This is a genomic window from Zavarzinia sp. CC-PAN008, assembly GCF_051903925.1.
Classification (GTDB): domain Bacteria; phylum Pseudomonadota; class Alphaproteobacteria; order Zavarziniales; family Zavarziniaceae.
Genome location: NZ_CP173678.1, coordinates 111,676 through 135,773, shown reverse-complemented (window position 1 = coordinate 135,773; position 24,098 = coordinate 111,676). Strand labels below are relative to the sequence as shown.

General features: G+C 70.1%; 24 protein-coding genes. 8 read left to right on the top strand and 16 right to left on the bottom strand.

Annotation, left to right across the window (positions count from 1 at the left end):
* The first annotated feature begins 176 nt into the window (after window positions 1-176).
* The gene (locus ACI6GS_RS00710; RefSeq protein ID WP_439815857.1) at window positions 177-1,187 is read left to right on the top strand and encodes a zinc-dependent alcohol dehydrogenase family protein; all 1,011 of its coding nucleotides are present in this window, start codon (window positions 177-179) and stop codon (window positions 1,185-1,187) included.
* A 129-nt stretch (window positions 1,188-1,316) separates the two neighbouring features.
* Here the strand turns inward: ACI6GS_RS00710 and ACI6GS_RS00705 are convergent, their stop codons facing one another.
* The 7 genes from ACI6GS_RS00705 to ileS all read right to left on the bottom strand — a co-directional run bounded on the left by ACI6GS_RS00705 (window position 1,317) and on the right by ileS (window position 10,082).
* Window positions 1,317-1,784, bottom strand: a complete 468-nt coding sequence (locus ACI6GS_RS00705; protein WP_439815856.1) for a MaoC family dehydratase — start codon at window positions 1,782-1,784, stop codon at window positions 1,317-1,319.
* A gap of 58 nt (window positions 1,785-1,842) precedes the next feature.
* Window positions 1,843-2,505 carry an alpha-ketoglutarate-dependent dioxygenase AlkB gene (locus ACI6GS_RS00700; RefSeq protein WP_439815855.1) on the bottom strand — a complete coding sequence of 221 codons (663 nt, stop codon included), beginning with the start codon at window positions 2,503-2,505 and terminating at the stop codon, window positions 1,843-1,845.
* A gap of 193 nt (window positions 2,506-2,698) precedes the next feature.
* A complete protein-coding gene (gene mutL, locus ACI6GS_RS00695) occupies window positions 2,699-4,522 on the bottom strand; it encodes a DNA mismatch repair endonuclease MutL (protein WP_439815854.1) in 1,824 nt (607 codons plus the stop codon).
* Window positions 4,523-4,543: 21 nt separating this feature from the next.
* Window positions 4,544-5,788 carry a glucose-6-phosphate isomerase gene (locus tag ACI6GS_RS00690; RefSeq protein WP_439815853.1) on the bottom strand — a complete coding sequence of 415 codons (1,245 nt, stop codon included), beginning with the start codon at window positions 5,786-5,788 and terminating at the stop codon, window positions 4,544-4,546.
* A 262-nt stretch (window positions 5,789-6,050) separates the two neighbouring features.
* Window positions 6,051-6,665, bottom strand: a complete 615-nt coding sequence (locus tag ACI6GS_RS00685; RefSeq protein WP_439815852.1) for a DUF3035 domain-containing protein — start codon at window positions 6,663-6,665, stop codon at window positions 6,051-6,053.
* A complete protein-coding gene (lspA, locus tag ACI6GS_RS00680) occupies window positions 6,658-7,197 on the bottom strand; it encodes a signal peptidase II (protein ID WP_439815851.1) in 540 nt (179 codons plus the stop codon). Before lspA ends, ACI6GS_RS00685 begins: the two co-directional genes overlap by 8 nt.
* 23 nt (window positions 7,198-7,220) lie before the next feature.
* A complete protein-coding gene (gene ileS, locus ACI6GS_RS00675; RefSeq protein WP_439815850.1) occupies window positions 7,221-10,082 on the bottom strand; it encodes an isoleucine--tRNA ligase in 2,862 nt (953 codons plus the stop codon).
* A gap of 234 nt (window positions 10,083-10,316) precedes the next feature.
* On the opposite strand from ileS, the gene ACI6GS_RS00670 reads away from it, so the two are divergent.
* On the top strand, window positions 10,317-10,646 hold the full coding sequence (locus ACI6GS_RS00670; RefSeq protein ID WP_439815849.1) for a CopG family ribbon-helix-helix protein: 330 nt from the start codon (window positions 10,317-10,319) through the stop codon (window positions 10,644-10,646).
* A complete protein-coding gene (locus ACI6GS_RS00665) occupies window positions 10,612-10,884 on the top strand; it encodes a type II toxin-antitoxin system RelE/ParE family toxin (protein WP_439815848.1) in 273 nt (90 codons plus the stop codon). The genes ACI6GS_RS00670 and ACI6GS_RS00665 overlap by 35 nt, the downstream gene beginning before the upstream one ends.
* Before the next feature lie 15 nt (window positions 10,885-10,899).
* Here ACI6GS_RS00665 and ACI6GS_RS00660 read toward each other — a convergent pair whose 3' ends face one another.
* The gene (locus ACI6GS_RS00660) at window positions 10,900-11,445 is read right to left on the bottom strand and encodes a DUF924 family protein (protein ID WP_439815847.1); all 546 of its coding nucleotides are present in this window, start codon (window positions 11,443-11,445) and stop codon (window positions 10,900-10,902) included.
* A gap of 162 nt (window positions 11,446-11,607) precedes the next feature.
* Between ACI6GS_RS00660 and ACI6GS_RS00655 the strand changes: the two genes are divergently transcribed.
* Together ACI6GS_RS00655 and ACI6GS_RS00650 are read left to right on the top strand one after the other, a co-directional pair.
* Entirely contained in the window at window positions 11,608-12,999 is a 1,392-nt protein-coding gene (locus ACI6GS_RS00655) for an anthranilate synthase component I family protein (protein ID WP_439815846.1), read from the top strand.
* Window positions 12,996-13,784 (top strand): aminotransferase class IV, encoded by a 789-nt coding sequence (locus tag ACI6GS_RS00650; RefSeq protein WP_439815845.1) that lies wholly within the window; start codon window positions 12,996-12,998, stop codon window positions 13,782-13,784. Before ACI6GS_RS00655 ends, ACI6GS_RS00650 begins: the two co-directional genes overlap by 4 nt.
* A 3-nt stretch (window positions 13,785-13,787) precedes the next feature.
* On the opposite strand, the gene ACI6GS_RS00645 is transcribed toward ACI6GS_RS00650, so the two are convergent.
* Together ACI6GS_RS00645 and ACI6GS_RS00640 are read right to left on the bottom strand one after the other, a co-directional pair.
* Entirely contained in the window at window positions 13,788-14,717 is a 930-nt protein-coding gene (locus ACI6GS_RS00645; protein WP_439815844.1) for a bifunctional riboflavin kinase/FAD synthetase, read from the bottom strand.
* A gap of 75 nt (window positions 14,718-14,792) precedes the next feature.
* Window positions 14,793-15,227 carry a MaoC family dehydratase gene (locus ACI6GS_RS00640; protein WP_439815843.1) on the bottom strand — a complete coding sequence of 145 codons (435 nt, stop codon included), beginning with the start codon at window positions 15,225-15,227 and terminating at the stop codon, window positions 14,793-14,795.
* A gap of 181 nt (window positions 15,228-15,408) precedes the next feature.
* Between ACI6GS_RS00640 and ACI6GS_RS00635 the strand changes: the two genes are divergently transcribed.
* The gene (locus tag ACI6GS_RS00635) at window positions 15,409-15,795 is read left to right on the top strand and encodes a response regulator (protein ID WP_439815842.1); all 387 of its coding nucleotides are present in this window, start codon (window positions 15,409-15,411) and stop codon (window positions 15,793-15,795) included.
* A gap of 117 nt (window positions 15,796-15,912) precedes the next feature.
* Here ACI6GS_RS00635 and ACI6GS_RS00630 read toward each other — a convergent pair whose 3' ends face one another.
* Window positions 15,913-16,326, bottom strand: a complete 414-nt coding sequence (locus ACI6GS_RS00630) for a tellurite resistance TerB family protein (protein WP_439815841.1) — start codon at window positions 16,324-16,326, stop codon at window positions 15,913-15,915.
* A gap of 98 nt (window positions 16,327-16,424) precedes the next feature.
* Here ACI6GS_RS00630 and ACI6GS_RS00625 point away from each other — a divergent pair, with 98 nt between their 5' ends.
* Window positions 16,425-17,333, top strand: a complete 909-nt coding sequence (locus ACI6GS_RS00625; RefSeq protein WP_439815840.1) for a methyltransferase domain-containing protein — start codon at window positions 16,425-16,427, stop codon at window positions 17,331-17,333.
* Between the two features lie 105 nt (window positions 17,334-17,438).
* Complete coding sequence (locus ACI6GS_RS00620; RefSeq protein WP_439815839.1) at window positions 17,439-19,421, top strand: EAL domain-containing protein; 1,983 nt, start codon at window positions 17,439-17,441, stop codon at window positions 19,419-19,421.
* Here the strand turns inward: ACI6GS_RS00620 and ACI6GS_RS00615 are convergent.
* The 5 genes from ACI6GS_RS00615 to ACI6GS_RS00595 all read right to left on the bottom strand — a co-directional run bounded on the left by ACI6GS_RS00615 (window position 19,405) and on the right by ACI6GS_RS00595 (window position 23,912).
* Window positions 19,405-19,956, bottom strand: a complete 552-nt coding sequence (locus ACI6GS_RS00615; protein WP_439815838.1) for a hypothetical protein — start codon at window positions 19,954-19,956, stop codon at window positions 19,405-19,407. The two genes, ACI6GS_RS00620 and ACI6GS_RS00615, sit on opposite strands and share 17 nt — an antisense overlap.
* A 114-nt stretch (window positions 19,957-20,070) precedes the next feature.
* The gene (locus tag ACI6GS_RS00610; protein ID WP_439815837.1) at window positions 20,071-20,505 is read right to left on the bottom strand and encodes a (deoxy)nucleoside triphosphate pyrophosphohydrolase; all 435 of its coding nucleotides are present in this window, start codon (window positions 20,503-20,505) and stop codon (window positions 20,071-20,073) included.
* Entirely contained in the window at window positions 20,502-21,503 is a 1,002-nt protein-coding gene (locus tag ACI6GS_RS00605) for an alpha/beta hydrolase (protein ID WP_439815836.1), read from the bottom strand. Before ACI6GS_RS00605 ends, ACI6GS_RS00610 begins: the two co-directional genes overlap by 4 nt.
* Before the next feature lie 13 nt (window positions 21,504-21,516).
* On the bottom strand, window positions 21,517-22,740 hold the full coding sequence (gene argJ / locus ACI6GS_RS00600) for a bifunctional glutamate N-acetyltransferase/amino-acid acetyltransferase ArgJ (protein ID WP_439815835.1): 1,224 nt from the start codon (window positions 22,738-22,740) through the stop codon (window positions 21,517-21,519).
* The gene (locus ACI6GS_RS00595) at window positions 22,737-23,912 is read right to left on the bottom strand and encodes a peptidylprolyl isomerase (RefSeq protein ID WP_439815834.1); all 1,176 of its coding nucleotides are present in this window, start codon (window positions 23,910-23,912) and stop codon (window positions 22,737-22,739) included. Before ACI6GS_RS00595 ends, argJ begins: the two co-directional genes overlap by 4 nt.
* Window positions 23,913-24,098: the final 186 nt, after the last annotated feature.

Here is a 24,098-nt window from a genome sequence, read left to right as displayed (position 1 = left end):
GATCCGCCCGGCTCAACCAGAACGCATTCCAAGTTTCCCGCATTGCCCCTTGCCTTGGGCGCCGGCATGACCAAGATGCGCCTCTCATTGCCTGCCGACCTGCCATCCAAACGGCCTTGAGCGCCAAGGGAAAGTGCGGCGGCGGGAGCGCAAGACCCGATCGGGAGGAGAACGACATGCGTGCGATGGTGCTTCAGGAGGGCTATGGCATCGAGTACCTGAAGCCGCAGGACCGGCCGGTGGTCGAGCCGGGGCCTGGCCAGGTGGCGCTGGCGATGAAGGCGGCCTCGCTCAACTATCGCGACCTGGCGACCGTCACCGGCGCCTTTGGCCGCGCCCGCCTGCCGCTGGTGCCGCTGTCGGATGGCTGCGGTGTGGTGACGGCCGTGGGCGCCGGCGTGACCCGCGTCGCCGTCGGCGACCGCGTGGCGCCGCTCTTCTTCCAGGGCTGGTTCGCGGGCGAGCCCACGCCGCAGGCCCTGGGCACGGCCCTGGGCAGCCCGATCGACGGCTGCGCGCAGGAGGTCATGGTCCTGTCCGAGCAGGGCGTGTCCAAGGCACCGGCCAACCTGACCGACGCCGAGGTGGCCTGCCTGCCCTGCGCCGCCCTGACCGCCTGGCGCGGCCTGTTCGCCGAGGGCAACGTGAAGCCGGGCGACTGGGTCCTGTGCCAGGGCACGGGCGGCGTCTCGATCCTTGCCCTGCAGTTCGCCAAGGCGGCGGGTGCGCGCGTCATCATCACCTCGTCCTCGGACGAGAAGCTGGAGCGGGCAAAGGAGCTGGGTGCCGACTTCGGCATCAACTACCGCACCACGCCCGACTGGGCGACGGCCGCGCGCAAGATCACGGGCGGCCGCGGCGTCGACTATGTGGTCGAGGTGGGCGGGGCCGACACCTTCACCCAGTCGCTGGCCGCGATCCGCCTGGGCGGCAACATCGTCGTGATCGGCCTGCTGTCGGGCATGATGAAGGACATGAACGTCGCCGCGATCTTTGGCGCCAATGCCCACATCACCGGCATCACCGTGGGCAGCCGCACCAATTTCGAGGACATGGTCCGCGCGATCGAGGCGAACGACATCCACCCGCTGGTCGACAAGCGCTTTGCGCTGGAGGACGCCGGCTCCGCCTTCACCGCGATGAAGGCGGGCGAGCACTTCGGCAAGATCGTCCTCGACATCGGCTGAGGACAAGATTCCCACCTCATCCTGAGGAGGTCGAAGACCGTCTCGAAGGATGGGCCGCCGGCACTGGCGGCGCATCCTTCGAGGCCCCTACGGGGCACCTCAGGATGAGGGGTTCATTGTCGCCCGGGTTCAGATCCAGACCATCGTCACCCATTCGGCCAGCAAGGCGGGCTTGTCTTCGCCCTCGATCTCGATCGCGCATTCATGGGCGATCTGGACCTTGCCGCCTTCGCTCTCGGCGATTGACTTCACAGTGAACTTGCCGCGGATGCGCTTGTTCACCTTCACCGGCGCCATGAAGCGGACGCGGTTATAGCCATAGTTGACGCCCATCTTGGTGCCGGAGACGCCGGGCACCGCCTGGTAGGCCATCACCGGCATCATCGACAGCGTCAGCAGGCCATGCGCGATGGTGCTGCCGAACGGCGTCTTGGCGGCCATCTCCGGGTTCACATGCAGGAACATGTGGTCCTCGGTAATGTCGGCAAAGGCGTTGATCCGGTTCTGGTCGATCAGGAACCAGTCGGACGTCCCGATCTCCTTGCCCTGGTACGACTTGACCTCGTCCAGCGTCATGGTGCGCGTGGGGCCCTGCATCTTCTATCCTCCCTTTGGGTCGCCGGACTTTAGCCGCCCAGGGCGGACAAGCAAACGCTCAGCGTGCTCGGCGGAAGGTGAGGTTGAGGCGGTGGTCGGGGGGCAGGATGGGGTGGGCGGCGCCCGCGCCCTCGTCCAGGATGCGGTCGACGCCGTGGAAGCGCATGCGGCCTGCGTCGTACATCACCAGGACGTCTCCGGCACGCAGCATGATGCGCTGAACGGCATCCTTGCGCGTGCGGCCGCCGAGCGCGAAGCGGGCACTGGCGCCAAAGCTGAACGAGACGATGGGCCAGCGGAAGTCGGCCTCGTCATGGTCCTGGTGCTGGCCCATCTTCGCGCCCGGCGGATAGCGGTTGACCAGGCAGACATCGGGGTCGAACGGCCCGGCCCCGGCCAGCAGCGCATGCTTCTGCGCCAGCGCCTTGAGCAGGGGCGGGATCGCGGGCCAGGGCTGGCCTGTGGTGGGGTGCGTCTCGGCATAGCGGTAGCCGGCCTGGTCCGAATACCAGCCGACCGCCCCGCAATTGGTCATGTCGCAGCTGAACGGCCCGCGTGGCGTGGTCGCGCGGTAGAAGGGCGCCGCCGCCGCAACACCCGCCACCAGGTCCAGGCACAGTCCCTGCGTCGTCTCGTCCAGCGCATTGCGGAACAGGGCGATGCCGTCGCCCAGGTCCGCCGCCTCCGCCGTCGCGTCGGGGATCAGGCGCAGCTGGGTCATGACCCGATGTCCGCGCCGACCTGCTCCCTCTCCTGTCGCGGAGCGATGGGAGAGGGCTGGGGTGAGGGCAGGGTCCACCGGATCAGCCGAAGGCGCCGATTGTCGAGCGCAGAACATTGCCCCCACCCAACCCTCCCCCATCGCTTTGCGACGGGGGAGGGCTTTCGGATGAGCCCCGGGTACAGCGAGCGCATCACTTCCGCCCGAACAGGCGTTCGATGGCGCTGCGGTCCAGGGCGACATAGGTCGGGCGGCCGTGGTTGCACTGGCCGCTGAGAGGCGTCGCCTCCATCTCGCGCAGGAGGTGGTTCATCTCGGGCACCGAGAGCCTGCGGCCGGCGCGGACGCTGTGGTGGCAGGCGATGGTGCCACACACGGCGTCCAGCCGCTCCTTCAGGGCCAGGCCCTCGTCGTGGGCGGCCAGGTCGTCGGCCAGGTCGCGCACCAGGTCCTTGATGTTGCCCTGGGCCAGCAGGGCCGGCACCTCCCGCACCAGGACGGCGCCGGGGCCGAAGCCCTCCAGGATCAGGCCCAGCTCGACGAATTCGTCCGCGCGGGCGCCCAGGCGTTCGACATCGGCGGGGTCCAGCTCGACCACCTCGGGGATCAGCAGGGGCTGGCGTGCCACGCCGCTGCCGGCCAGCTGGGCCCGCATCTTCTCCAGGACCAGACGCTCGTGCGCGGCATGCTGGTCGACCAGGACCAGGCCGTCGCGCGTCTCGGCCAGGATGTAGGTTGCGTGCAGCTGCGCCCGGGCCGCACCCAAAGGCAGGTCGCGCGGGTCGAAGCCCTGCTCCGCGTCCTCCGCGCGGGCGGGCAGTTCGGCCACGGCCTGGCCCGCGCCTGACGGCAGCGGCGCCTGGAAGGCGGCCGCCTGCTCGCGCAGGGCGGGCCCGGGCCGCGGCGGGTTCCACGATGGGGCAGGCCCGCGGAACGGCAGCACGGCCGCCGGCTCCGGGCGGAAGGCGCCGAGGGCCGCCAGCGATACCGTGGTCGCTGCCCGGTGCCCCGCCGCCGCCAAAGCGTGGCGCAGGGCCGAGACGATCAGGCCGCGCACCAGGCCTGGATCGCGGAAGCGCACTTCCGCCTTGGCGGGATGGACGTTGACGTCGACGGCATGGCCGTCCAGTTCCAGGAACAGGGCCAACTGGGGGTGTCGGTCGCGCGCCAGGACGTCGGCATAGGCACCCCGCACGGCCCCCACCAGCAGCTTGTCCCTGACCGGGCGGCCGTTCACGAACAGGTGCTGGTTCAGCGCATTGCCGCGCGAGAAGGTGGGCAGGCCCGCATAGCCCGACAGGACGATCCCCTCCCGCGCGGCACTGATGGGCAGCGCATTGGCCAGGAACTCGCGGCCCAGCAGGTCAGCCAGGCGCGCGCCCAGCGCCTCCTGCGGCCCCTCGCCCAGCAGGGCGGGCCGCGGCTGCACACGCAGGGACGACCGGCCATTGTCGCTGACGTGGAAGCCGATTGCCGGCCGTGCCATGGCCAGGCGCCGCACGATGTCGAGGGCGGCCTGCGCTTCCGTCCGCTCCGCCTTCAGGAACTTCAGCCGGGCGGGGGTGGCAAAGAACAGGTCCCGCACCTCCACCCGCGTGCCCCTGCCGTGCGCCGCCGGCGCCACGGGGCCGACTTGCCCGCCCTCGACCGCGATGGTCCAGGCGTCGTCCGACCCTTTCGCGCGGGAGGTGAGCGAGAGCCGGGCGACCGAGCCGATGGAGGGCAGCGCCTCCCCCCGGAAGCCCAGGGTGGCGATGTCCTCCAGCCGGTCGCCGGGCAGCTTGGACGTGGCGTGGCGCTCGATCGCCAGTTCCAGGTCCGCGGGGCTCATGCCGATACCGTCGTCGCTGACCAGGACCAGGTCGCGGCCGCCGCCTTCCAGGCTGATGTCGATCTGCGTGGCGCCGGCGTCGATCGCGTTCTCGACCAGTTCCTTGAGCGCGCTGGCCGGCCGCTCGATCACCTCGCCCGCGGCGATCCGATTGACCGTGCTTTCAGGCAGGCGGCGGATCGGCACGGGGGCACTCCAACAAGAGAATCAGGTCTCGGCCAGGTATTGTCGCGCCAGGATCTTGCTCTCTTCCACCGCCGGCTGGTCGAACGGATCGACGCCCAGCAGGTCGGCGGCCAGGATCGTCTCCAGCATGAAGCTCATGAACAGCGCCCCCAGCGTCTCCTCGTCCAGGCGGGGGAGGGCGATGCGGCGGATCGCATGGCCGCGATTGGCCAGCGCGTCGGTCGTGGCGCGCACCTGGGCCGCGACCAGCTGGCCCACCCGCTTGCCCGCCAGCCAGGCAAGCGCCGGATCGCTGGCCAGGTCGGCCGGGATCTCCGGCCCTTCGGCCGTCGTGTCGGCCGACAGGATCAGGTAGAGCTTGTCCTTCGGCCCATCCAGGAACAGCTGCAGCTGGCTGTGCTGGTCGACCGGACCCAAGGCCGGGACCGGGGTCAGGCCCTTGCCCTGCTTGCCCAGGCTTTCGGCCCAGAGCTGGCGCCACCAGGCGGTCAGCAGGGCGAAGCGGTCGCCATAGCCGAACATGACGTTCTGGGTGATGCCCCGGTGGGCCAGGCCGACGGCGACCGCTGCCCCCAGCGCTGCCGGCACCTCGACCACGGGGGCATGGAATGCCTGGTCCAGGACGCCTGCCGCACCGCGGCGCACCGCATCGACGTCCAGGCCCAGGACAAGCCCCGGCACCAAGCCCACCAGGGAGAGCACCGAATAGCGCCCGCCCAGGTCCGGGTCATGGTCGAGCACGGGCAGGTCGTAGTGCGTCGCCAGGCGGCGCAGCACGTTGTCCTTGGGCTCGGTGATGACCAGAAAATGGTGCTTCAGGTACTTGCCCCCGCCAGCCGCGTTCAGGGCGGCAATGGCGGCCAGGAACTGGCTCATCGTCTCGGCCGTGCTGCCCGACTTCGAGACGACCAGGAACCGCGTGGTGCGCAGGTCGAGCGCGCCCAGCAGCGCCGTGAAGCTGGCGCCGTCCAGGTTGTCGGCGACGTGCAGGCGGGGCCTGCCCTGCGGCTGGTGCAGCGGACCCTGGACCAGGGCCGCCAGGGTCGCCGCCCCCAGCGCCGAGCCCCCCGTGCCCAGCAGCACGACGTCGGTCGTGTTGTTCAGCAGCTTCTCGACGATCGGGCGGGCAGCCACCAGGTCGGCCGACTGCCGCGGCAGCGTGAAGTGCGGCCAAGTCTCGCCGGCGAGCGCCTTCAGCCGGACGGCGCAGCGCTCCAGAAGCGCGGGATCGGGACTGGCGTTCAGGAAGCTCTGCGCGAAGGTCATTCTGGATCGTCCACCCTGTTGGTGCGCCTCGTTGTGCGGCGGCTGAGCGCGTTCGACACCGTCGCTCATCCCCGCGGAAGCGGGGATCCAGGGGCCGCAAGGACAGCGCCGGTGGCCCTGGATTCCCGCTTTCGCGGGAATGAGCGGGTATTCATGGGCGCCTTCTCAATCTCCATCCAGGCTCCCAGTTCCTGCTCGGGTCAAACCGGGAGGCGCAGGAAGAGGAAGCGGAGCGCAGGGTTGCCGCGCCCCGGTCCTGGCGTCAGAAAATCCCTTCCAGCGGGGCCTGCTGGCGCGGCACGTTCTGGGGCGTCTCGCCCTGCGTCGGCGGCAGGCCAGCGCCCGCATTGGCGCGCAGCCGTGCCTGCTCGGCGGCTGCGTCGACAGTCACGTCGGGCGACTGCGGATCGCGCCAGAACAGCACGTCGTCCATGAAGGACTGGCTCTTTTCGGCCAGCTGCGCGCCCTCGCGGTTGACGGTGTTGCGGATCGACGGGTCGACGTCGGTTGCGTTGGCGGCGCCCAGCAGGGCGGCCTCGCCCGCGGTCGGGGCGGAGCCGGTGCCGAAGCCGACGGGCGGCGGCAGGCCGGCATCGGTCGTGCCGACGATCGGCTGACCGAACATGGCGAGGCTCGCCTGGCGGCCGGGCTGGATTTCCTGCGGACGCGGGGCACCGGGCTCAGGCGGGCGCAGGGTAAAGTCGGGCGGGATGGTCAGCGGCTGGTTGGCGACCACCGCGAACTCGTCGGGGGCCTGCTTGCCGAAGCCGAACTGTTCCTTGACCGTGTTGCAGCCGGACAGGCCGGCCGCCAGGACCAGCGCGCCCGCGACCGCCCAGACGGGGCGAAGGGCTGCGTTTCGCGCGTCGCTACTCATGCGCTTTATCCTCCTGGGTGCCACGCGCCCGTCGCGGGTGCTGGCGAAACGAATCAAGGACCAGTCCGACGACGCCGATGGTGATCGCGGCGTCGGCCACGTTGAACGCGGGGAAATAATAGCCGAAGCCATGGACAAGGAAGAAGTCCGCGACCGCCCCCCATTGGAAACGATCGATGACATTGCCGACCGCCCCGCCAATGACCAGGCCCAGCGAGGCCGCCACCAGCCGGTCCTGCGTGCGTGCCAGCCAGATGCCCAACCCAGCGGAAATGGCCAGCGACACGGCGATCAGGACATAGCGCTCGCCGTCGCTGCCGGCCTGGAACATGCCGAAGGACACGCCGCGGTTCCAGACCATGACCAGGTCGAAGAACGGCGTGATCGTCCAGGGTGCGCCCATGCGCCGCGCCATTTCCGCCAGCAGCCAGACCTTGGTGACGCGGTCCAGGGCCAGCGCAGCGATCAGGATCCACAGGCCCAGCCAGCGCGCGCGGCGGCGCTGGGCCGCCGGCGCACCGGTCGCTTGCATCGCGGGATCGTCCACGCCTTGCCTCAGGCCGCCTTGGGGGCTTGCGCCGCCAGGGCATCCTCGCAGCGGAAGCACAGCTCGCCCGATGGGCTCTCGCTCACTTCGGGCAGGACCATCCAGCAGCGGGCGCACTTGTGTCCCTCGGCCAGGCGGGCGACGACGGCAACGCCCGGCACCTCGGCCAGGGTGAAGGCACCCTCCGGTGCTGGCGCGTCCACAAGGTCGAGGCCTGAGACGATGGCGATCTCCTCCAGCGGCACGCCGCCCAGGGCGTGGCGCGTTTCCGCGTCGGCGACGTGCACGACCGGGTGGGCCGCCAGGCTGGCGCCGATGCGCTTCTCGCGCCGCTCGATCTCCAGCGCGCCAAGCACAACCTTGCGCACGTCCTGAACCCGGCGGAACTGGGTGGCCAGGGCGGGGTCCAGCCATTCGGCAGGGATCTCGGGGAAGGTGCGCAGATGGACCGACGCCTCGCCCTCGCCGCGGGCCAGCCAGGCTTCCTCGGCCGTGAACACCAGGATCGGCGCGATCCAGGCGGTCAGGGCGTTGAACACCAGGTCCAGCACCGTGCGCGCCGCGCGGCGCCGCAGGGCACCGGCCGCATCGCAATAGAGCGCGTCCTTGCGCACGTCGAAGTAGAAGGCCGACAGGTCGAAATTGGCGAAGGCGAAGATCGCCTCCCACGCGCGGTGGAACTCGTAGTTCGCATAGGCGTCGCGCACCTGGCCGTCCAGGGTGGCCAGGCGGTGCAGCACCCAGCGCTCCAGCGCCGGCATCTCGGCCGGGGCCACCCGTTCATCGGCCGTGAAGCCGGACAGGTTGGCCAGCAGGTAGCGCAGCGTGTTGCGGATGCGGCGATAGAGGTCCGAGACGCCCTTCAGCACCTCGTTGTCGATCGCGGGATCGTCGCGATAGTCGGTCGAGCCGACCCACAGGCGCAGGATGTCGGCGCCGAACTGCTCCGACACCGTCACGGGCGAGATCACGTTGCCCAGGGACTTGGACATCTTCTGCTTCTCGCGGTCCATGACGAAGCCATGGGTCACGATCGCCTTGAACGGCGCCTGGCCGCGCGTGCCGCAGGCTTCCAGCAGCGAGGACTGGAACCAGCCGCGATGCTGGTCCGAGCCTTCGAGGTAGAGGTCGGCCGGCCAGTCCAGGTCCGCCCATTGCCCCTTCTGGTCCTGCAGCACGAAGGCATGGGTGCAGCCGGACTCGAACCAGACGTCGACGATGTCGTCGATCTTGTCGAAGCGGCTGGCATCATGGTCGGGGCCCAGGAAATGGGCGGGCGGCAGCGTGAACCAGGCGTCCGCCCCGTGTTCGCGGAAGGCGTCCACGATGCGCTGGTTGACCGCCGCATCGCGCAGGGGCTCCCCCGTCTGGCGGTCCACGAACAGGGCGATGGGCACGCCCCAGGCGCGCTGGCGCGAGATGACCCAGTCGGGCCGGTTCTCGACCATGGAACGCAGGCGGTTACGACCCTGCTCCGGCACGAAGCGCGTGGCGTCGATCGCCTTCAGCGCCGTCTGCCGCAGGCCCGTCGTCTCCATGGAGATGAACCATTGCGGCGTCGCACGGAAGATCAGCGGCGCCTTCGACCGCCAGGAATGGGGGTAGGAGTGCACCACCTTGCCCCGCGCCAGAAGGCCATGCGCCTGGGTCAGCGCGTCGATCACGGCGGGGTCGGCATTGCCCGGCTTGCCATCCGGCTTCAGCACGCGCTTGCCCGCAAACAGCGGCGTGTCGGCAACATAGACGCCGTCCGGCCCCACCATCTCGGTGACGCCCAGGCCATGGCGCTGGCCCAGTTCGAAGTCGTCCAGGCCGTGGCCGGGGGCGATGTGGACGAAGCCCGTGCCGGTATCCATGGTGACGAAGTCGCCGGCCAGGACCGGGATGTCGTGGCCATAGCCCTCGGCCCGCAACGGATGGGCACAGCGCGTGCCCAGCAGGTCGCGCCCGGCCACGTGGCCGACGACCGCATGCTCGGTGATGCGCGCGTCGCGCAGGACGTCGGCCAGCCGGTCCGACGCGACGATCACCTCCTCGCCCGCGCGTGCCAGGCTGCCTTCGCCAACCGCCACGACGCGGAGGCGGACGTATTCGGCATCCTCGGCCAGTGCGATGGCGCGGTTGGCGGGGATCGTCCAGGGCGTAGTGGTCCAGATGACGATGGCGGCACCGCGCGCCGCATCCGGCCCCTCGACCACCGGGAACTTGACGTGGATCGTGTTGGACGTGTGGTCGTGATACTCGACCTCGGCCTCAGCGAGGGCCGTCTGCTCGATGACCGACCACATGACCGGCTTGGCCCCGCGATAGAGCGCACCGTTCATCAGGAACTTCAGCAGTTCCTCGACGATCCGCGCCTCGCTTTCGAAGGCCATGGTCAGGTAGGGATTGTCCCACTCACCCGTCACGCCCAGGCGCTTGAACTCGCTCCGCTGGACGTTCAGCCAGTGCTCGGCGAACTCGCGGCACAGCCTGCGGAACTCGACGATGGGAACGGCGGCCTTGTCCTTGCCGTCCTTCCTGAACTGTTCCTCGATCTTCCACTCGATGGGCAGGCCGTGGCAGTCCCAACCGGGGACATAGACGGCCTGCTTGCCCAGCATGAACTGGGTGCGGCAGACGAGGTCCTTCAGGATCTTGTTCAGCGCCGTGCCGATGTGGATGTTGCCGTTGGCATAAGGCGGGCCGTCGTGAAAGGTGAAGCGCGGCCGGCCGGCGGAGGTGGCGCGGCGCTGCCCCTCAAGGTCGGCTTCGGCCCAGCGCTGCAGCAACGCCGGCTCAAGCTTGGGCAGGCCCGCCTTCATCGGAAAGGCGGTTTCGGGCAAGGACAGCGTCGACTTGTAGTCGCGGGCGGGAGTGTCGTTCGTCATGGCGAGCGGAAGGGAGAACCCGTATTGGGCGGATTGACAGGGGCCGCGCCGAGCGCGACCGGGCGTGACAAGGCTGACCCGGCCCTCAGATGAAGGCCGGGCGCATAATTCGGGTGCCTGGGGGCAGCAATCCGCGCATCCGGCGGTTTATAGGCCGCAATCGCCCGCCGGTCCAGCCACGGGCGCGGGACCGTGCTAGGCTGCCCCCTTCCACAACCCTGTTGCGGTGCCGTGATGGGCGAGACGACATTCACTTTCCGCGTTGACGCCGACCTGATGGCGGCCTTCGAGGAGACCGCGCGCGCTCAGGGTCGCTCGATCGAGGACTTGATCCAGGAGTTCATGCGCGAGGTGGTGGAGCAGCCGCCAAGCGACCCTGAATACGACGCCTGGTTCCGCGAGCAGGTCCAGATCGGCCTGGACGAGGCCGATGCAGGCCTGCTGATCTCCCACGAGGAGGTGGAGGCTGAAGCGGCTGCCTGGCGCGCCGAAGTAAGAGCAAGCTGGTCCGCAAGGCCGAGTCGGCAGGGTGAAGCTGCTTTGGACACCGGCAGCCAATCGTGATCGAAAGCGAATCCGCAGCTATATCGAGGTAGACAATCCCGCAGCGGCCTTGGCTCTCGACGAGCGCCTTGCTCAGACAGCAGCTCATCTTGAAGCCTATCCGTTTCTAGGGCGGCCAGGACGACGTGACCGCACGCGAGAGTTTGTGGCGGAGAGAAACTACATCCTGATCTACATGGTCGTTGCGGACACCGTCCGTATCCTCAGGGTCATGCACGCCGCGCGGCGCCGGCCTTGATTCTGGCCGTGACGGTCAGCCGTTGAACCCGCCAGCGTCGAGGAAGGCCTGTTCCTCGGCCGTACTGGTCCGGCCCAGGATCGCGTTGCGGTGGGGGAAGCGGCCGAATCTCCGGATGATGTCGCGGTGGTGGGCGGCATAGCGCTCTGCTTCCTCGCCCAGGCCCATGTGCAGGGCGACGGAATGGTCCTGGTCGGCCAGGTCTTCCGAATGCTCGAAGGGCAGGCACAGGAACTGCTGCAACGCGGGATCGACCTGGGCCTTGTAGCCACGGTCGAGGGCCTCGCGTGCGTACAGGCGGGCCAGAGGATCGGTCGTGTACATGTGCGCGGTGCCGCGGAAGCAGTTGCGTGGGAACTGATCGGTCAGGATGACCAGCGCCAGCGCCCCCTCCGCCGTCGCCAGCCAGTCGTCATGCGCCCGGGCCGCCACGGCCAGATGCAGGTCCATGAAGCGCTGGCGGAAGTCCGCATCGAACGCGTCATCCTTCGCGAACCAACGCTCCGGCCCCGCCTCCCGCCAGAACGCGACGACGCTTGTGGGATCAGTGTTGGTCGGCATGGCGGCTCCGGTTCGGGATCGCGGCAAGCGTAAAGCAAAAGCGCGGGCCTGCGCCCCGAACCTTCACCCTGGCGCGGGGCGGGGCGGCGTCCTATGAGGGTTGCCATGCCGCTTGCCGTGCCGCCTTCCCGCCTACTCGCGTCTGCGCAAGGCGCCTTGTGCGTGCGGCCGCTGGCCTGGCGGGAGCCGCTGGCGGCATTTGCCGCGGTGGCGGGGGAGGCGCACGCCGTGCTGCTGGACAGTGCGGCGCCTTGGGACGGTCAGAGCGGCGATGCGCGCAGCCGATGGTCCTATGTCGCGTGTCGCCCAGCACGGGTCATCCGGGCGGACGACTGGGGTGTTACGGTCGATGGCGTGGCCGTTGCGGGTGACCCCTTCGCCGTGCTGGAGCGGGAACTGGCGGCATGGGCGCTGCCCGGGGCCACGGGACCGGCGCCGTTCCTGACGGGGGCCATTGGCTATCTGGGCTATGACCTGGGCCGGCACCTGGAGCGTCTGCCCCCGCCTGCCGACGATCCCGTCACCGTGCCGGAGATGGTGGTCGGACTCTATGATGCGGTTGCGGCCTTTGACGGCGCGACACGACAGGCCTGGGTTATCGCTCGGGCCCTGCCGGGCGAGCCGGTGGCGGCGGCCGAGGCCAAGGCCGCGGCGCTGGCCCGGCCGCTGGAGGCGGCGCCGGCAGCATCACCCGGCGCGGACTGGGCGGCGACGTCCCCCTGGCATGCCGACCTGGCGCCGGCGGAGGTTGAGGCGCGTATCGCGCGGGTGATCGCGGAAATCCATGCGGGGGAGATCTTCCAGGCCAACTTCACCCAGCGCTTCCGGGCGCCGATCCCGCCCGGCCTGACGCCACTGGACTTGTACCTGAGGCTGCGGACGCTGAGCCCCGCGCCGTTCGCGGCCCTGCTCCAGTGCGGGCCGGGCCTTGCGATCGCCAGTGCCTCGCCCGAGCGGTTCCTGCGCCTGACGCCTGATGGCGCGATCGAGACGCGGCCGATCAAGGGCACGCGACCGCGCGGAGTGGACGAGGCGACCGACGCGGCCCTTGCTGCGGAACTGCTGGCCAGCGAGAAGGACCGGGCCGAGAACCTGATGATCGTCGACCTGCTGCGCAACGACCTGGGGCGGGTGGCGGAACTGGGCAGCGTCACGGTCCCGCAGCTGAATGCACTGGAGCGCTTTGCCTCCGTCCATCACCTGGTCTCGGTCGTGCGGGCGCAGCTGCGCCGGGGCCTGGGGCCGGTCGACCTGCTGCGTGCGACCTTTCCCGGCGGGTCGATCACCGGTGCGCCCAAGATCCGGGCGATGGAGATCATCCGGGCGGTGGAGCCGGCGCGGCGCGGCGCGAACTATGGCGCGATCGCCTGGATCGGGGTCGACGGCGCCATGGATTCGGCGGTCGTGATCCGCACCCTGACCCTGGCTGGCGGGACCGTGGTGGCCCAGGCGGGCGGCGGCATCGTCTCCGATTCCGAGCCTGCAGCGGAGCGGGAGGAGAGCCTGGTCAAGCTGCGCCCCCTGCTGCGGGCCGTTGCGGGGCCGGCGCCATGATCGTCTGGCTCAACGGCATGCTGGTCGCGGCGGAAGCGGCGCGCATCGACCCTGCCGATCGTGGATTCACCCTGGGCGACGGCCTGTTCGAGACGATCCGGGTCGAGGCGGGCCACCCCCGCCACCTGGCGCGTCACCTGGACCGCCTGCGGGCGGGGTGCGCCGTCTTGCGCCTGACCCTGCCCAAGGTCGACCTGGGGGCGGCCATCACAGGCGTGCTCGCTGCCAACGGCCTGGTGGAGGCGGCCGTGCGCCTGACCGTCAGCCGGGGCGTCGCCGCGCGCGGCGTCCTGCCCCAGGGGTCTGCCCCGCCCACCATCCTGCTGACCGCGGGACCGCTGCCAGGACCGTTGCCCCCGGCGCATCTTGTGACGGCGCAGGGGGTCCGACGGAACGAGCATTCGCCGCTGTCGCGGATCAAGTCGCTCAACTATCTCGATTCGGTCCTGGCCCGGCTGGAGGCGGCGGAGAGGGCGGCGGACGATGTCCTGATGCTCTCGACCGGCGGCTTCGTGGCGGAGGCCAGCGCCGCCAACCTGTTCGCCGTCGTCGACGGCCGGCTGGTGACGCCACCGGTTGACGATGGGGCGCTGCCGGGGACGCGGCGCGCGCTGCTGCTGGAGCGGGGGGCGGTCGAACAGCGCCTGCTGCCGGCGGACCTGGCACAGGCCCAGGAAGTGTTCGTGGCCAACGCCCTGACCTTGCGGGCGGTGGCATCGCTGGACGGCCCGCCGCTGCCGGCCGTGGCGGGTCAGGCCCTGGCCTGGGCGCAGGCCCAGGACTGAGACTCAGCCGGCCATGAGCTGCGCGCGGGCGGTGGCCGCGTCGGCGGCGATCTGCGCCTTGAGCGCGTCGAGGCCGGAGAACTTCTGCTCGGGCCGGACGAAGTCCATCACGGCGACGCGCAGGACCTGGCCATAGAGGTCGCCGGCAAAGTCGAACAGGTGGACTTCCAGATTCACGTCCTGCTTGTCGAAGGTGGGGCGGCGGCCCAGGTTGGCGACGCCGTCGTGCCACGTGCCATCCGCCGTCTGGGCCCGCACCGAATAGACCCCCAGGCGCGGCACGACATAGTCGCCCAGGTTCAGGTTGGCGGTGGGGAAGCCAATGGTGCGGCCCCGCTGGTCGCCCTTCAGCACCGTGCTTTCGATCTCGAAGGCCCGGCCCAGCAGCTTCGCCGCCTCGCGCGGGCGGCCCTCGGCCAGATGGCTGCGCACGGCGGTCGACGAGAACAGCTGGCCCCCCTCGCGCACCGCCTCGACCACGGTCAGGCCGAAACCCTCCATCTCGGCCATCTGGGCCAGCAGGGTGGCGTTGCCGGAACGGCCCTTGCCGAAGCAGAAGTCGAAGCCGATCACCACATGGACGGCGCGCAGGCGCTCCACCAGCAGCTCGATCACGAAGTCCTGCGCCAGCATGCCAGCCAGGCGCTGGTCAAAGGCCTGGATCGCCAGGACATCGCAGCCCAGGCCCGCCAGGGCCCGCGCCTTGGACGCGGGCGGCGTGATGCGAAAGGGCGGGTCGTCCGGCCTGAAATAGCGCCGCGGATGCGGCTCGAAGGTCAGGACGCCAAAGGGCACGTCCATCTCGCCGGCAATGCGGCGCGCCTCACCCAGCACGACCTGGTGGCCGCGATGGACGCCATCGAAATTGCCCAGCGCCAGGACGGCGCCCTGGGCGGCGGGAGAGGGGGCGGTGTCGCCCTCGACGATCAGCAAGGCTGCCTCAGCAGGTCGGTCGGCCGGGTCGGTGGGCCAGGAAGGTGGTCCAGGGGTCGATGGTCCGGTGCGGGATCAGGCTTCAACGGGGCGTGCTGCGACCATGATCACCGCCTCGCCCTCGATCACCGTCTTGCCCGCCACGGTGCAGGTGCAGGCAAAGGTGATGCGCTTTCGCCTGGGATCAAGCTCCATCGCCGTGACCGTTGCCGTGACCGTGTCGCCGATCAGGACAGGGGCCTTGAAGCGCAGGGTCTGCGACAGGTAGATGGCGCCCGGCCCCGGCAGGCGGGTGCCGAACACGGTCGACAGAAAAGCGGCGGAGAGCATGCCGTGGGCGATGCGCTGCTTGAACGGCGTGCCCGCGGCAAAGGCGGCGTCCAGGTGGACCGGGTTGGTATCGCCAGAGATGCCCGCGAACAGGACGATGTCCGCTTCCGTCACCGTCTTGGCGAACGAGGCACTCTGCCCGATCGCGATGTCCTCGAAATAGACCTGGGGCACCTGCATCCCGATATCCTTGAGCCGCTGCTGACCCGTGGCCCGGGCATGCGCATCCACGCGGCGCCAGGGCCCGCGCACCATAAGGGCGGCGCCCTTGGCAACACAAGCGTGCTCGCCTTAACCGTTCTTTAGGCGTGCCGGAGCCACACTCTGCCCAACAGTTGATCCGGGAACAGGTGCGCAGACCATGGCCGTCGATCTAGCGATGCCCATTTTGATCGTCGACGACTACAAGACGATGCTGCGGATCATCCGCAACCTGCTGAAGCAGCTTGGCTTCGACGAGGTGGACGAAGCCACCGACGGCAGCCAGGCCTTGTCCAAGATGCGCGCGCGAAATTACGGGCTGGTGATTTCCGACTGGAACATGGAGCCGATGACGGGCTACGACCTGCTCAAGGCAGTGCGTGCGGATGATCAGCTGAAGAAGACGCCCTTCATCATGATCACGGCCGAGAGCAAGACCGAGAACGTGATCGCGGCCAAGCAGGCGGGCGTCAACAACTACATCGTCAAGCCGTTCAACGCCCAGACGCTGAAGGGCAAGATCCAGGCCGTCCTGGGCGATTTCTGATCGCATCCCCGCCCCGGCACCCGGACCGGGCCAGGGTCGGCACCCCCCGCGCGCCTGGCGCCTGCGGGGGGTGTTTCCGCGAACGGGAAGCCCGTCGCGCAGATCCCGACGAATGCCTCAGTGCGTGCGGGCGCGAGCCCGGGCGCTGCGCTCAAGCGCCACGGCGACCAGGCGGTCGATGTCCAGCCGCTCGCGGAACAACTCCAGCAGGCGCATCTCCTCGACCGTCACCTGTCCGTCCGCGGCCGCCACGTCGCAGGCCAGCACATAGGCCGTCTCGCGCAGGCCCTCGCTCAGCGACGCCACCACCGCCTCCAGCACCCGTTCCAGGCCGTTCGGCTTGGCCAGGAGGGCGGCACAATGCTCGGCCGAAGGCACGACCTGTTCCGGATCGAACGCCCGGAAAACGGGCACCGTCTCGACCAGCTGGCCGATGGTCTTCAGTTCGGCGTCGGTCATGTCCTGGTCCGCGGCCGACATCACGACCATGACATAGAGCAGGGCCTCGGCTGGGGCGACGGGCGATGACATCGGTGTTCGATCCTCCATTCGGCTGCGCACCATAGAGGCGCGCCTGTGCGGCCAGCAAGCCGCACGCCGCACAGCGGGCCATGCGCTAGTGTCGGGCCATGAGCCAGATCAATCACGGCACCGACGCAGGCGGCGCCAGCGTCTTTGACCGCGTCCTGCTGGCCCGGCGGCGCCAGCGCGCGGCGCCCGGCTTCGCCGCCCACCGCTTCCTGAAGGCCGAGTTGGCCGAACGCCTGGTGGAGCGCGTGGGCGACGTGAACCGGCGTTTTCCCCTGGCCCTGGACCTAGGCTGCCACGATGGCAGCGTCGGCGCCGCGCTGCTGGCGGGGGGGCGGGTCGACCGGCTGGTCAGCGCCGACCTGGCGCCGGGTTTCGCCGGCCAGGCCCCCGGCCTGCGCCTGGCGGCGGACGAGGAGCGCCTGCCCTTTGCCGAGGCGTCGTTCGATCTGGTCGTGTCGGCCTTCTCCCTGCATTGGGTCAACGACCTGCCCGGCGCGCTGATCCAGATCCGCCGGGTGCTGAAGCCGGACGGCTTGTTCATCGCCTGCCTTGCCGGGGCGGGCACCCTGGCCCCGCTGCGCCAAGCCTGGTTCGAGGCGGAGGAGGCGACCCTGGGGGGAATCACCCCGCGGGTGGCGCCGCTGCCGGCGCTGGAGGACGGGGCCGCGCTGCTGCAGCGGGCGGGCCTTGCCCTGCCGGTTGCCGATTCGGACAGCGTGCGCGCCCGCTGGCCCGATGCGCTGGCCCTGCTGCGCGACCTGAAGGGCATGGCGGAAGGCAACATCCTGGCCGCCCGGCGGCGCCAGCCCACGCGGCGCGACACGCTGGGTGCTGCCCTGGCCGCCTATCCCGCCGATGATGCGGGCGCGGTCGAGGGGCGGTTCGAGATCCTGTGGCTGACCGGCTGGGCCCCTTCGCCCGACCAGCCACAGCCGCTGCGGCCGGGCAGTGCCACAATGCGCCTGGCCGACGCGATCGACCGGGTGCGCGGGGCAGGCCCGTCATGAAAGCGCAACATATTGCAGGAAAAGGGAGATTCTCCCTGGCTTAAGATTTCCGTAAGACCTGGAGCCGACAGTCCGTAGGCAGAGGGGCAGCGGTCTGGGCAGGCGATGACGCGATGGGGGCGAAGCGGGACGGGGCGGACGGCACAGGCCCTGGAGGCGGGTGGCAGCCGTGCCCTGCGCGCGGATCCGGGCGATGGCGACGCGGAGGCCCTGCTCGCCGCCCTGGGTCACGAGATCGCCTATGCCTTCCAGCCCGTGGTGCTGACCCATACCGGCGGCACCTATGGCTTCGAGGCGCTGCTGCGCGGCCATGACCGCCTGGGCATGGCGAGCATCCAGGAGCTGTTCGACACCCTGCACCAGCATGGCGTCCTGGCGGAGGGCGACGCGATCCTGCGCCGGATCGCCCTGCGGGCCTTTGCCGGGTTTGGCCCGGCCATGGGGGCCAAGCTGTTCTACAACATGGACAACCGACTGATCGGCCAGGCTCTGCCCGAGCTGGCGGGCGGAACCCTGCCGGCGTCCTCGGTCTGCTTCGAGATTTCCGAGCGCCACAGCCTGGAACAGGGGGCGGCCACGGAACGCACGCTGGCGGGGTGGCGCGCACAGGGCCACCTGCTGGCCCTGGACGATTTCGGGGCGGGGCATGCCGGCATGCAGATGCTGCATGCGGCGCGGCCCGACCTGGTGAAGATCGACCGCTTCTTCATCGCCGGCGTCGACCGCGACCGCGCAAAGAAGACGCTGCTGGGCGCCATGGTGGCGATGGCGCATGGCCTGGGCATGAACGTGGTGGCCGAGGGGGTGGAGACCGAGGCCGAACTGATGACGGTGCGCGAACTGGGCTGCGAGATGGTCCAAGGCTATTTCGTGCAGCGCCCCAGCCTGGAGGCGGGCCTGATGCTGCCGCGCTACGAGGTCGTCGCCGCGGCCTCCCGGCGCGAGCGGCGGGGCGATGGACCGGTGGCGGCGAGCCAGGGCGATTCGACCCTGATCCGCAACGAGCTCGCCTGGGTCGAGCCGCTCTGCCTGTCCGACCCCATGACCCGCGCGTTCGAGTTCTTTCGCCGCGACGCCGCCCGCACCTTCCAGGTGGTGGTGGACGCCGACGGAGCGCCGCGCGGCATCATCCGCGAGCAGGACCTGAAGGAATACATCTACTCGCCCTTTGGCCGCGACGTCCTGGCGAACAAGAACAGCAGCAAGAAGCTGTGGAGCTTTGTCCGGCCCTGCCCGCAATGCGACATCAACGGCAAGGCCGAGCGCATCCTGGAGGCCTATGCCCAGGCCGACGATCCGCAGGCGCTGCTGGTGGTGGAGGACGGACGCTATGCCGGGCTGCTCAGCTCCGCCTCGGTCGTCCGCCTGATCAATGCCAAGCACCTGGCCCTGGCACGCGACCAGAACCCGCTGACCCGCCTGCCGGGCAATACCCAGATCATGGACTTCGTCAGCCGGCAGTTCGAGGACGATACCGGCGCCGTCTCCCTCTGCTATTTCGACATCGACAATTTCAAGCCGTTCAACGACGCCATGGGCTTCCGCCAGGGCGACCGCGCGATACGCCTGTTCGCGGACCAGATGCGCGCCCATTTCCCGGGGCTGGGCACGTTCCTGGGCCATATTGGCGGCGATGATTTCTTTGCCGCCATTCCCGCGGCGTCGCCCCAGGCCGTGCGGGCGCAGGTCGGCCAGCTGCTGGCCGGCTTTGCCGACGATGCCCGCGCCTTCTATGACGAGGCGACGCGCCGGCGCGGTTCGATCGAGGGGCGCGACCGCGAGGGGCGGCCGCGCAGCTTCGGCCTGCTCAGCGCCAGCGCCGCCGTCCTGCACCTGCCGGACGGGCCGCGCCGGGTCACGCTGGACCGGGTCCTGGGGGCACTGGCCGACATGAAGCGCAGCGCCAAGCTGAGCCCCGGCGGGATCTGCGAGATTGCCGCCTGTGCCCTGGAGGGGCAGGGGATCCAGTTGCCGGACCGTCCGTCCTGGCCTGCCCCGGCGACCGTGCAGGGGGCCTGCGCCACGCAACCGGCGGCATTCCATGCGCCGCCGGCTGCCGCATCGCCGACGATCAGTCCGGCTGCTTGACCAGTTCGCCCTCGACCGTGCGGACGACCTTGCCGTCGACCACGCGGGAGTACTGCAGCTGCATGCCGGGCTCGGCAAGGTAGCGGCGATAGGTCTGGTTGACCGCGTAACCGTTCTCGTCAAAGCCGAACGTCGTGACGGTGAAGCCTTCGCCTTCGAAACGCGCCCAGGCGCAGAAGGCGTCCATCAGCTTGTCGCAGACCTTCTGCGCCGCCCACAGGTCGCCCTGCTCGGCCTTCACGAAGGTGATCGCCTGGCCCTTGATCACGTCCTCGTTGCCGGCCGACAGCCGGACATGGGTCGAGTTCAGGACAAAGCTGTCGTCGTCGATCTTCTGGACGCGGATGGTCAGGTCCCGTTCCTTGTAGTTGATCCACTGGGCGCTGCCTTCCTGCTCGACGCCCTTGCCGACCCAGACGCCGACAAACGGATCGATCGGCGCCTCGGCCAAGGCCGCCGTCGATCCCGCGGCAGCGAATCCGACCGTCAGTGCCAAGGCGGCCGCCGCCGCCCGCACGCTCCCTGCGATGCCCATGCCGATATCCTCCCCTTCGGGCACGCCGTGCCCGATTGCCTGGATCCTATAACATTGTGCACCGGTCGCCCGTAAGGCGTGCCGGCTGGGCCCCCCGCGCAAGCGGCCGGCCGCCTAAAGGCGGTCGCGCAGGGCCGCCACCAGCGGCAGGTCCGCTGGCGGCATGGCCAGTTGCCCAAGATGCAGCGGCCGGACCCAGCGCAACGCGCTGTGGACCAGAGGTTGTGGCGTGCCGACCCAGTTGCGCAACACGTACAGCGGCATCAGCAGGTGGAAATCGGCGTAAGTGTGACTGGCGAACGAAAACGGCGCGAGGCAGGTGGGATCGACCTGGATGCCCAGTTCCTCGGCCAGTTCGCGGACCAGGCAGGCCTCCGGCGTCTCGCCTGCCTCGACCTTGCCGCCGGGAAACTCCCACAGGTCGGGCATCGCCTTGCCGGGCGGGCGGCAGGCGACCAGGACGCGGCCATCGGGATCGACAAGCGCCGCCGCGGTCACGAGCACCAGCCTGTGCCCCTGGGATATCGGGTCTGTCTTTGTCTCTGTCACAGCTGCTCCTCGATCCAGTCGCCGACCAGCGCCAGGGCGGCCGGATCGTGGACCAGGCCGATATGGGTGGCGTCCGGCACGATGCGGACGGTGGCCGTCGCGGTCTGCGCCCCGATCACGTCCTGGAACTGCGTGGCGTCGAAGACCTCGTCGGCAGCCCCGACCACCACCAGGGTCGGCACCGCCAGCGCGGCCAGGTCGGCGCGATAGTCCGGGCGCGGGACATAGGACGTGTTCAAGCGATAGGAATAGGCCCGGGTCGCCGTATGGCCCAGGCGGCCCTCCAGGATCGACGGCGGCATGGCAAAGGCGATGACGGGCAGGTGGTTCAGGGCGGTGATCCCGAGCCCGTTCAGCATCGCCAGTCCGACAATGCGGCGGACCGCGGGGTGGGCCCAGCCGCCCCCTCCTGGCCGCTGCGTCGGGGCCTCATGGCTCAGATAGGGGGCAAGCAGGACGAAGGCATCCGCCCTGTGGCCATGGGCACCGCCGGCAAAGCGCACGGCCAGGCCGCCGCCTGCGGAATGCCCCGCCACGACCACGGGCTGGCCCGGGCGTGCGCGATGGTCCAGGAGATCGGCCAGGTCGTCCTCCATCTGCCCGATATAGTCGACATCGCCGCGCCGGGCCGGTGCCGGGCCATGGCCGCGCGGGTCCGGCACCAGCACCGCGATCCCGCTGCGCGCCGCCAGATCGCTGGCCAGTGCATGGAACTGCATGCCATGCCAGCCCGAGCCGTGCAGCAGGACGACGATGCCGCGCGCCCCCTCCGGCTGGCCATAGACCCGGTAGCCCAGTGCCGTGCCGTCCCGCGCGGGGAAATGGCTCAAGCCCGGCAGGCCGTCATAGTTCGACCCGACCGATGCCGCGAAGTCCAGTCCTGCCCCCTCCACGCTCGGCGCCGCCGGGCTGTCCGTCGCGACCAGGGCAAGGGCCACCAGGACATAGAGTGCGGCGGCTGCGGCCAGGCCCAGGGCGAACTGGACGATCCGCTTCATCGGGGTGGCAGGATCAGGAGCGGTAGTCGGCGTTGATGTCGATGTAGCCGTGCGTCAGGTCGCAGGTCCAAACCGTGGCACTGCCCGATGCGATCCCGACATCGACCTCGATCAGGATGTCGTCGCCCTTGAAATGCGCGGTCGCGGCGGCGTCGTCATGGTCGGCGCGGACCATGCCGTCCTCGGCCACGGGGCGGCCACCCAGGCGGATCGCCAGGCGGTCGCGGTCGGCCTGCTCGCCCGACTTGCCCACGGCCATCACGATGCGACCCCAGTTGGCGTCGGCGCCGGCGATGGCCGTCTTGACCAGCGGCGAGTTGGCGATGGCCAGGCCGATCCGGCGCGCCGCCGTCTCGTCCTCGGCGCCGGTGACCTTGATCGTCACGAACTTCCGCGCGCCCTCGCCATCGCGCACCACCAGCTTGGCCAGTTCGACCAGCAGGTCTTCCAGCGCCGCGCCGAAATCGGCCAGCGCCTCGGGATGGTCGACGGCCGCGCCCGACTGGCCGGTGGCGAAGGCCAGGACCGTGTCGCTGGTCGAGGTATCGCCGTCGACCGTCACGCAGTTGAACGAACGGTCGACCGCACGCGTCAGGGCGGCCTGCAGCGTCGCGGCCGGTACGGCCGCGTCCGTGGCGATGAAGGACAGCATGGTGGCCATGTCGGGCTGGATCATACCCGAACCCTTGGCGATGCCGGTCAGCGTGACGGTTCGCCCGGCGATCGTCAGCGTGCGGCTGGCGGCCTTTGGGAACGTGTCTGTCGTCATGATCGCGCGCGCGGCGTCCGCCCAGGCATCGGCACTCAGGCGCTCGACCAGGTCGGGCAGCACGGCGACGATGCGCTCGGCCGCCAGCGGCTCGCCGATGACGCCGGTCGAGGCGAGATAGACATCCTCCGCCACGGCGTCCACGACCTCGGCCGCGGCATGCGCCGTGGTCCGCGCGGCCCAGGCGCCGGCCTTGCCCGTGAAGGCATTGGCATTGCCGGAATTGACCACCAGGGCGGCGGCACTGCCGCGCTCCAGGTGGGCGCGGCACCAGTCGACCGGGGCCGACGGGCATTTCGACCGGGTCAGCGTGCCGGCCACGGTGGTGCCGGGGCTGAAGCGCATCAGCAGCACATCCGTCCGCCCGCGATAGCGCACGCCCGCGGCCGCGGTCGCCATGGTCACGCCGGCGACGGCCGGCAGCGGCGGCAGGCCCGCCGGCGCCAGGGGCGAGACGGGGTGGCTCATTGCGGGGCCATTTCCAGTCCGGCGGGCGGGGTCACGCCGCCGCCGTGGTCGGCATCGCCCGGCGTGCCGTGCGTCGGCGCGATCTGGATCTGCGGGTTGATCGGGCTGCCGTCCAGGCCGAACATCTCGACCTTGGCGCCCTGCCGCAGGGTGTCCAGCTTGGCGGTGATCGCCTCGCGCGCGACCTGCTGCTCCAGCTGCGCACGCACTTCCTCGAAGCTGGGCTTGGGCTTCGTCCGCTTTTCCTCGACCTTGATGATGTGCCAGCCGAAGGGCGTCTTGACCGGATCGGAGATCTGGCCCGGCTCCAGCTTGAAGGCCGCGGTGCTGAACTCGGGCACCATCTCCTCCGGACCGAACCAGCCGAGGTCGCCCCCGGAATCGGAGGCCGGGCCGTTCGACTGCTCGTTGGCCAGGGTGACGAAGTCCGCACCACCGTCCAGCTTGGCCTTGATCGCCTTCGCTTCTTCCTCGGTGTGGACCAGGATATGGCGGGCGTGCAGCTGGACCTGGTCGGGAACCGACTTCATCTCGGTGTCGTAACGCGCGCGCAAGCCCGCCTCGTCGACCTGGTTCTTCAGTTCGGTCGTCAGCCAGACTTCCTGCAGGACCTGCTCCTCGGCGGCGGCCAGGCGCTCCTTGTACTCGGGCGTGTCCTGCAGCTTGGCCGTGCGGGCCGCGTTGACCATCAGGCGCCGGTCGACCAGCTGCTCCAGAAGCTGGGCATAGATCGACTCGATGGGCAGCTGGCGATACTGCTCGGGCAGGGAGACCAGCGTCTCCATCACGTCCTTCAGGCGGATCTCGCTGCCATCGATGCGGGCGACGACGGTATCGGGCGGCGGCAGCTGGGCCTGTTCCGGCTGGCCCTCCGCCGCCGCGGGCGGTGCCGCCGCGGCGGGAGCCTCGGCCGGTGCCGGGGCGGCCCCGGCGGGTGCAGCCTCGGCAGGGGCGGCCTCGGAGGTCGCGGCCGCGTCCGGCGTCGCCTCAGGGGCTGCAGCCTGCGGAGCCGCTGCCTCTGCCGCCTCAGGGGCTGCGGGGGCGGCGGCCTCCGGCGCCTGGGCCAGGGCCGGCGTTCCCACCTGGCCCCCGTCCGTCAGGCCGAAGCCAAGCCCGATCGCAAGAATGGCCCCGATCGCGGGAGAGGCATTGCGCACAACACTGGACGACATGGAACAATCCGCTTGTCCGGAAAGCGCGGATCATGGTGGCAAGCGGTGCCCGGGGCAAGTGACGAGGTGCCGGGTGCCGGCGATCAGGCATGCCCGCCGGTGCGCGGCGTTGTGGCCCGTGGCTGCGCGCCCTGGCAGCGTTGACTTGCCCAGGCCGGCCGCTTATCTCGTTCGGCACGTGCCGAC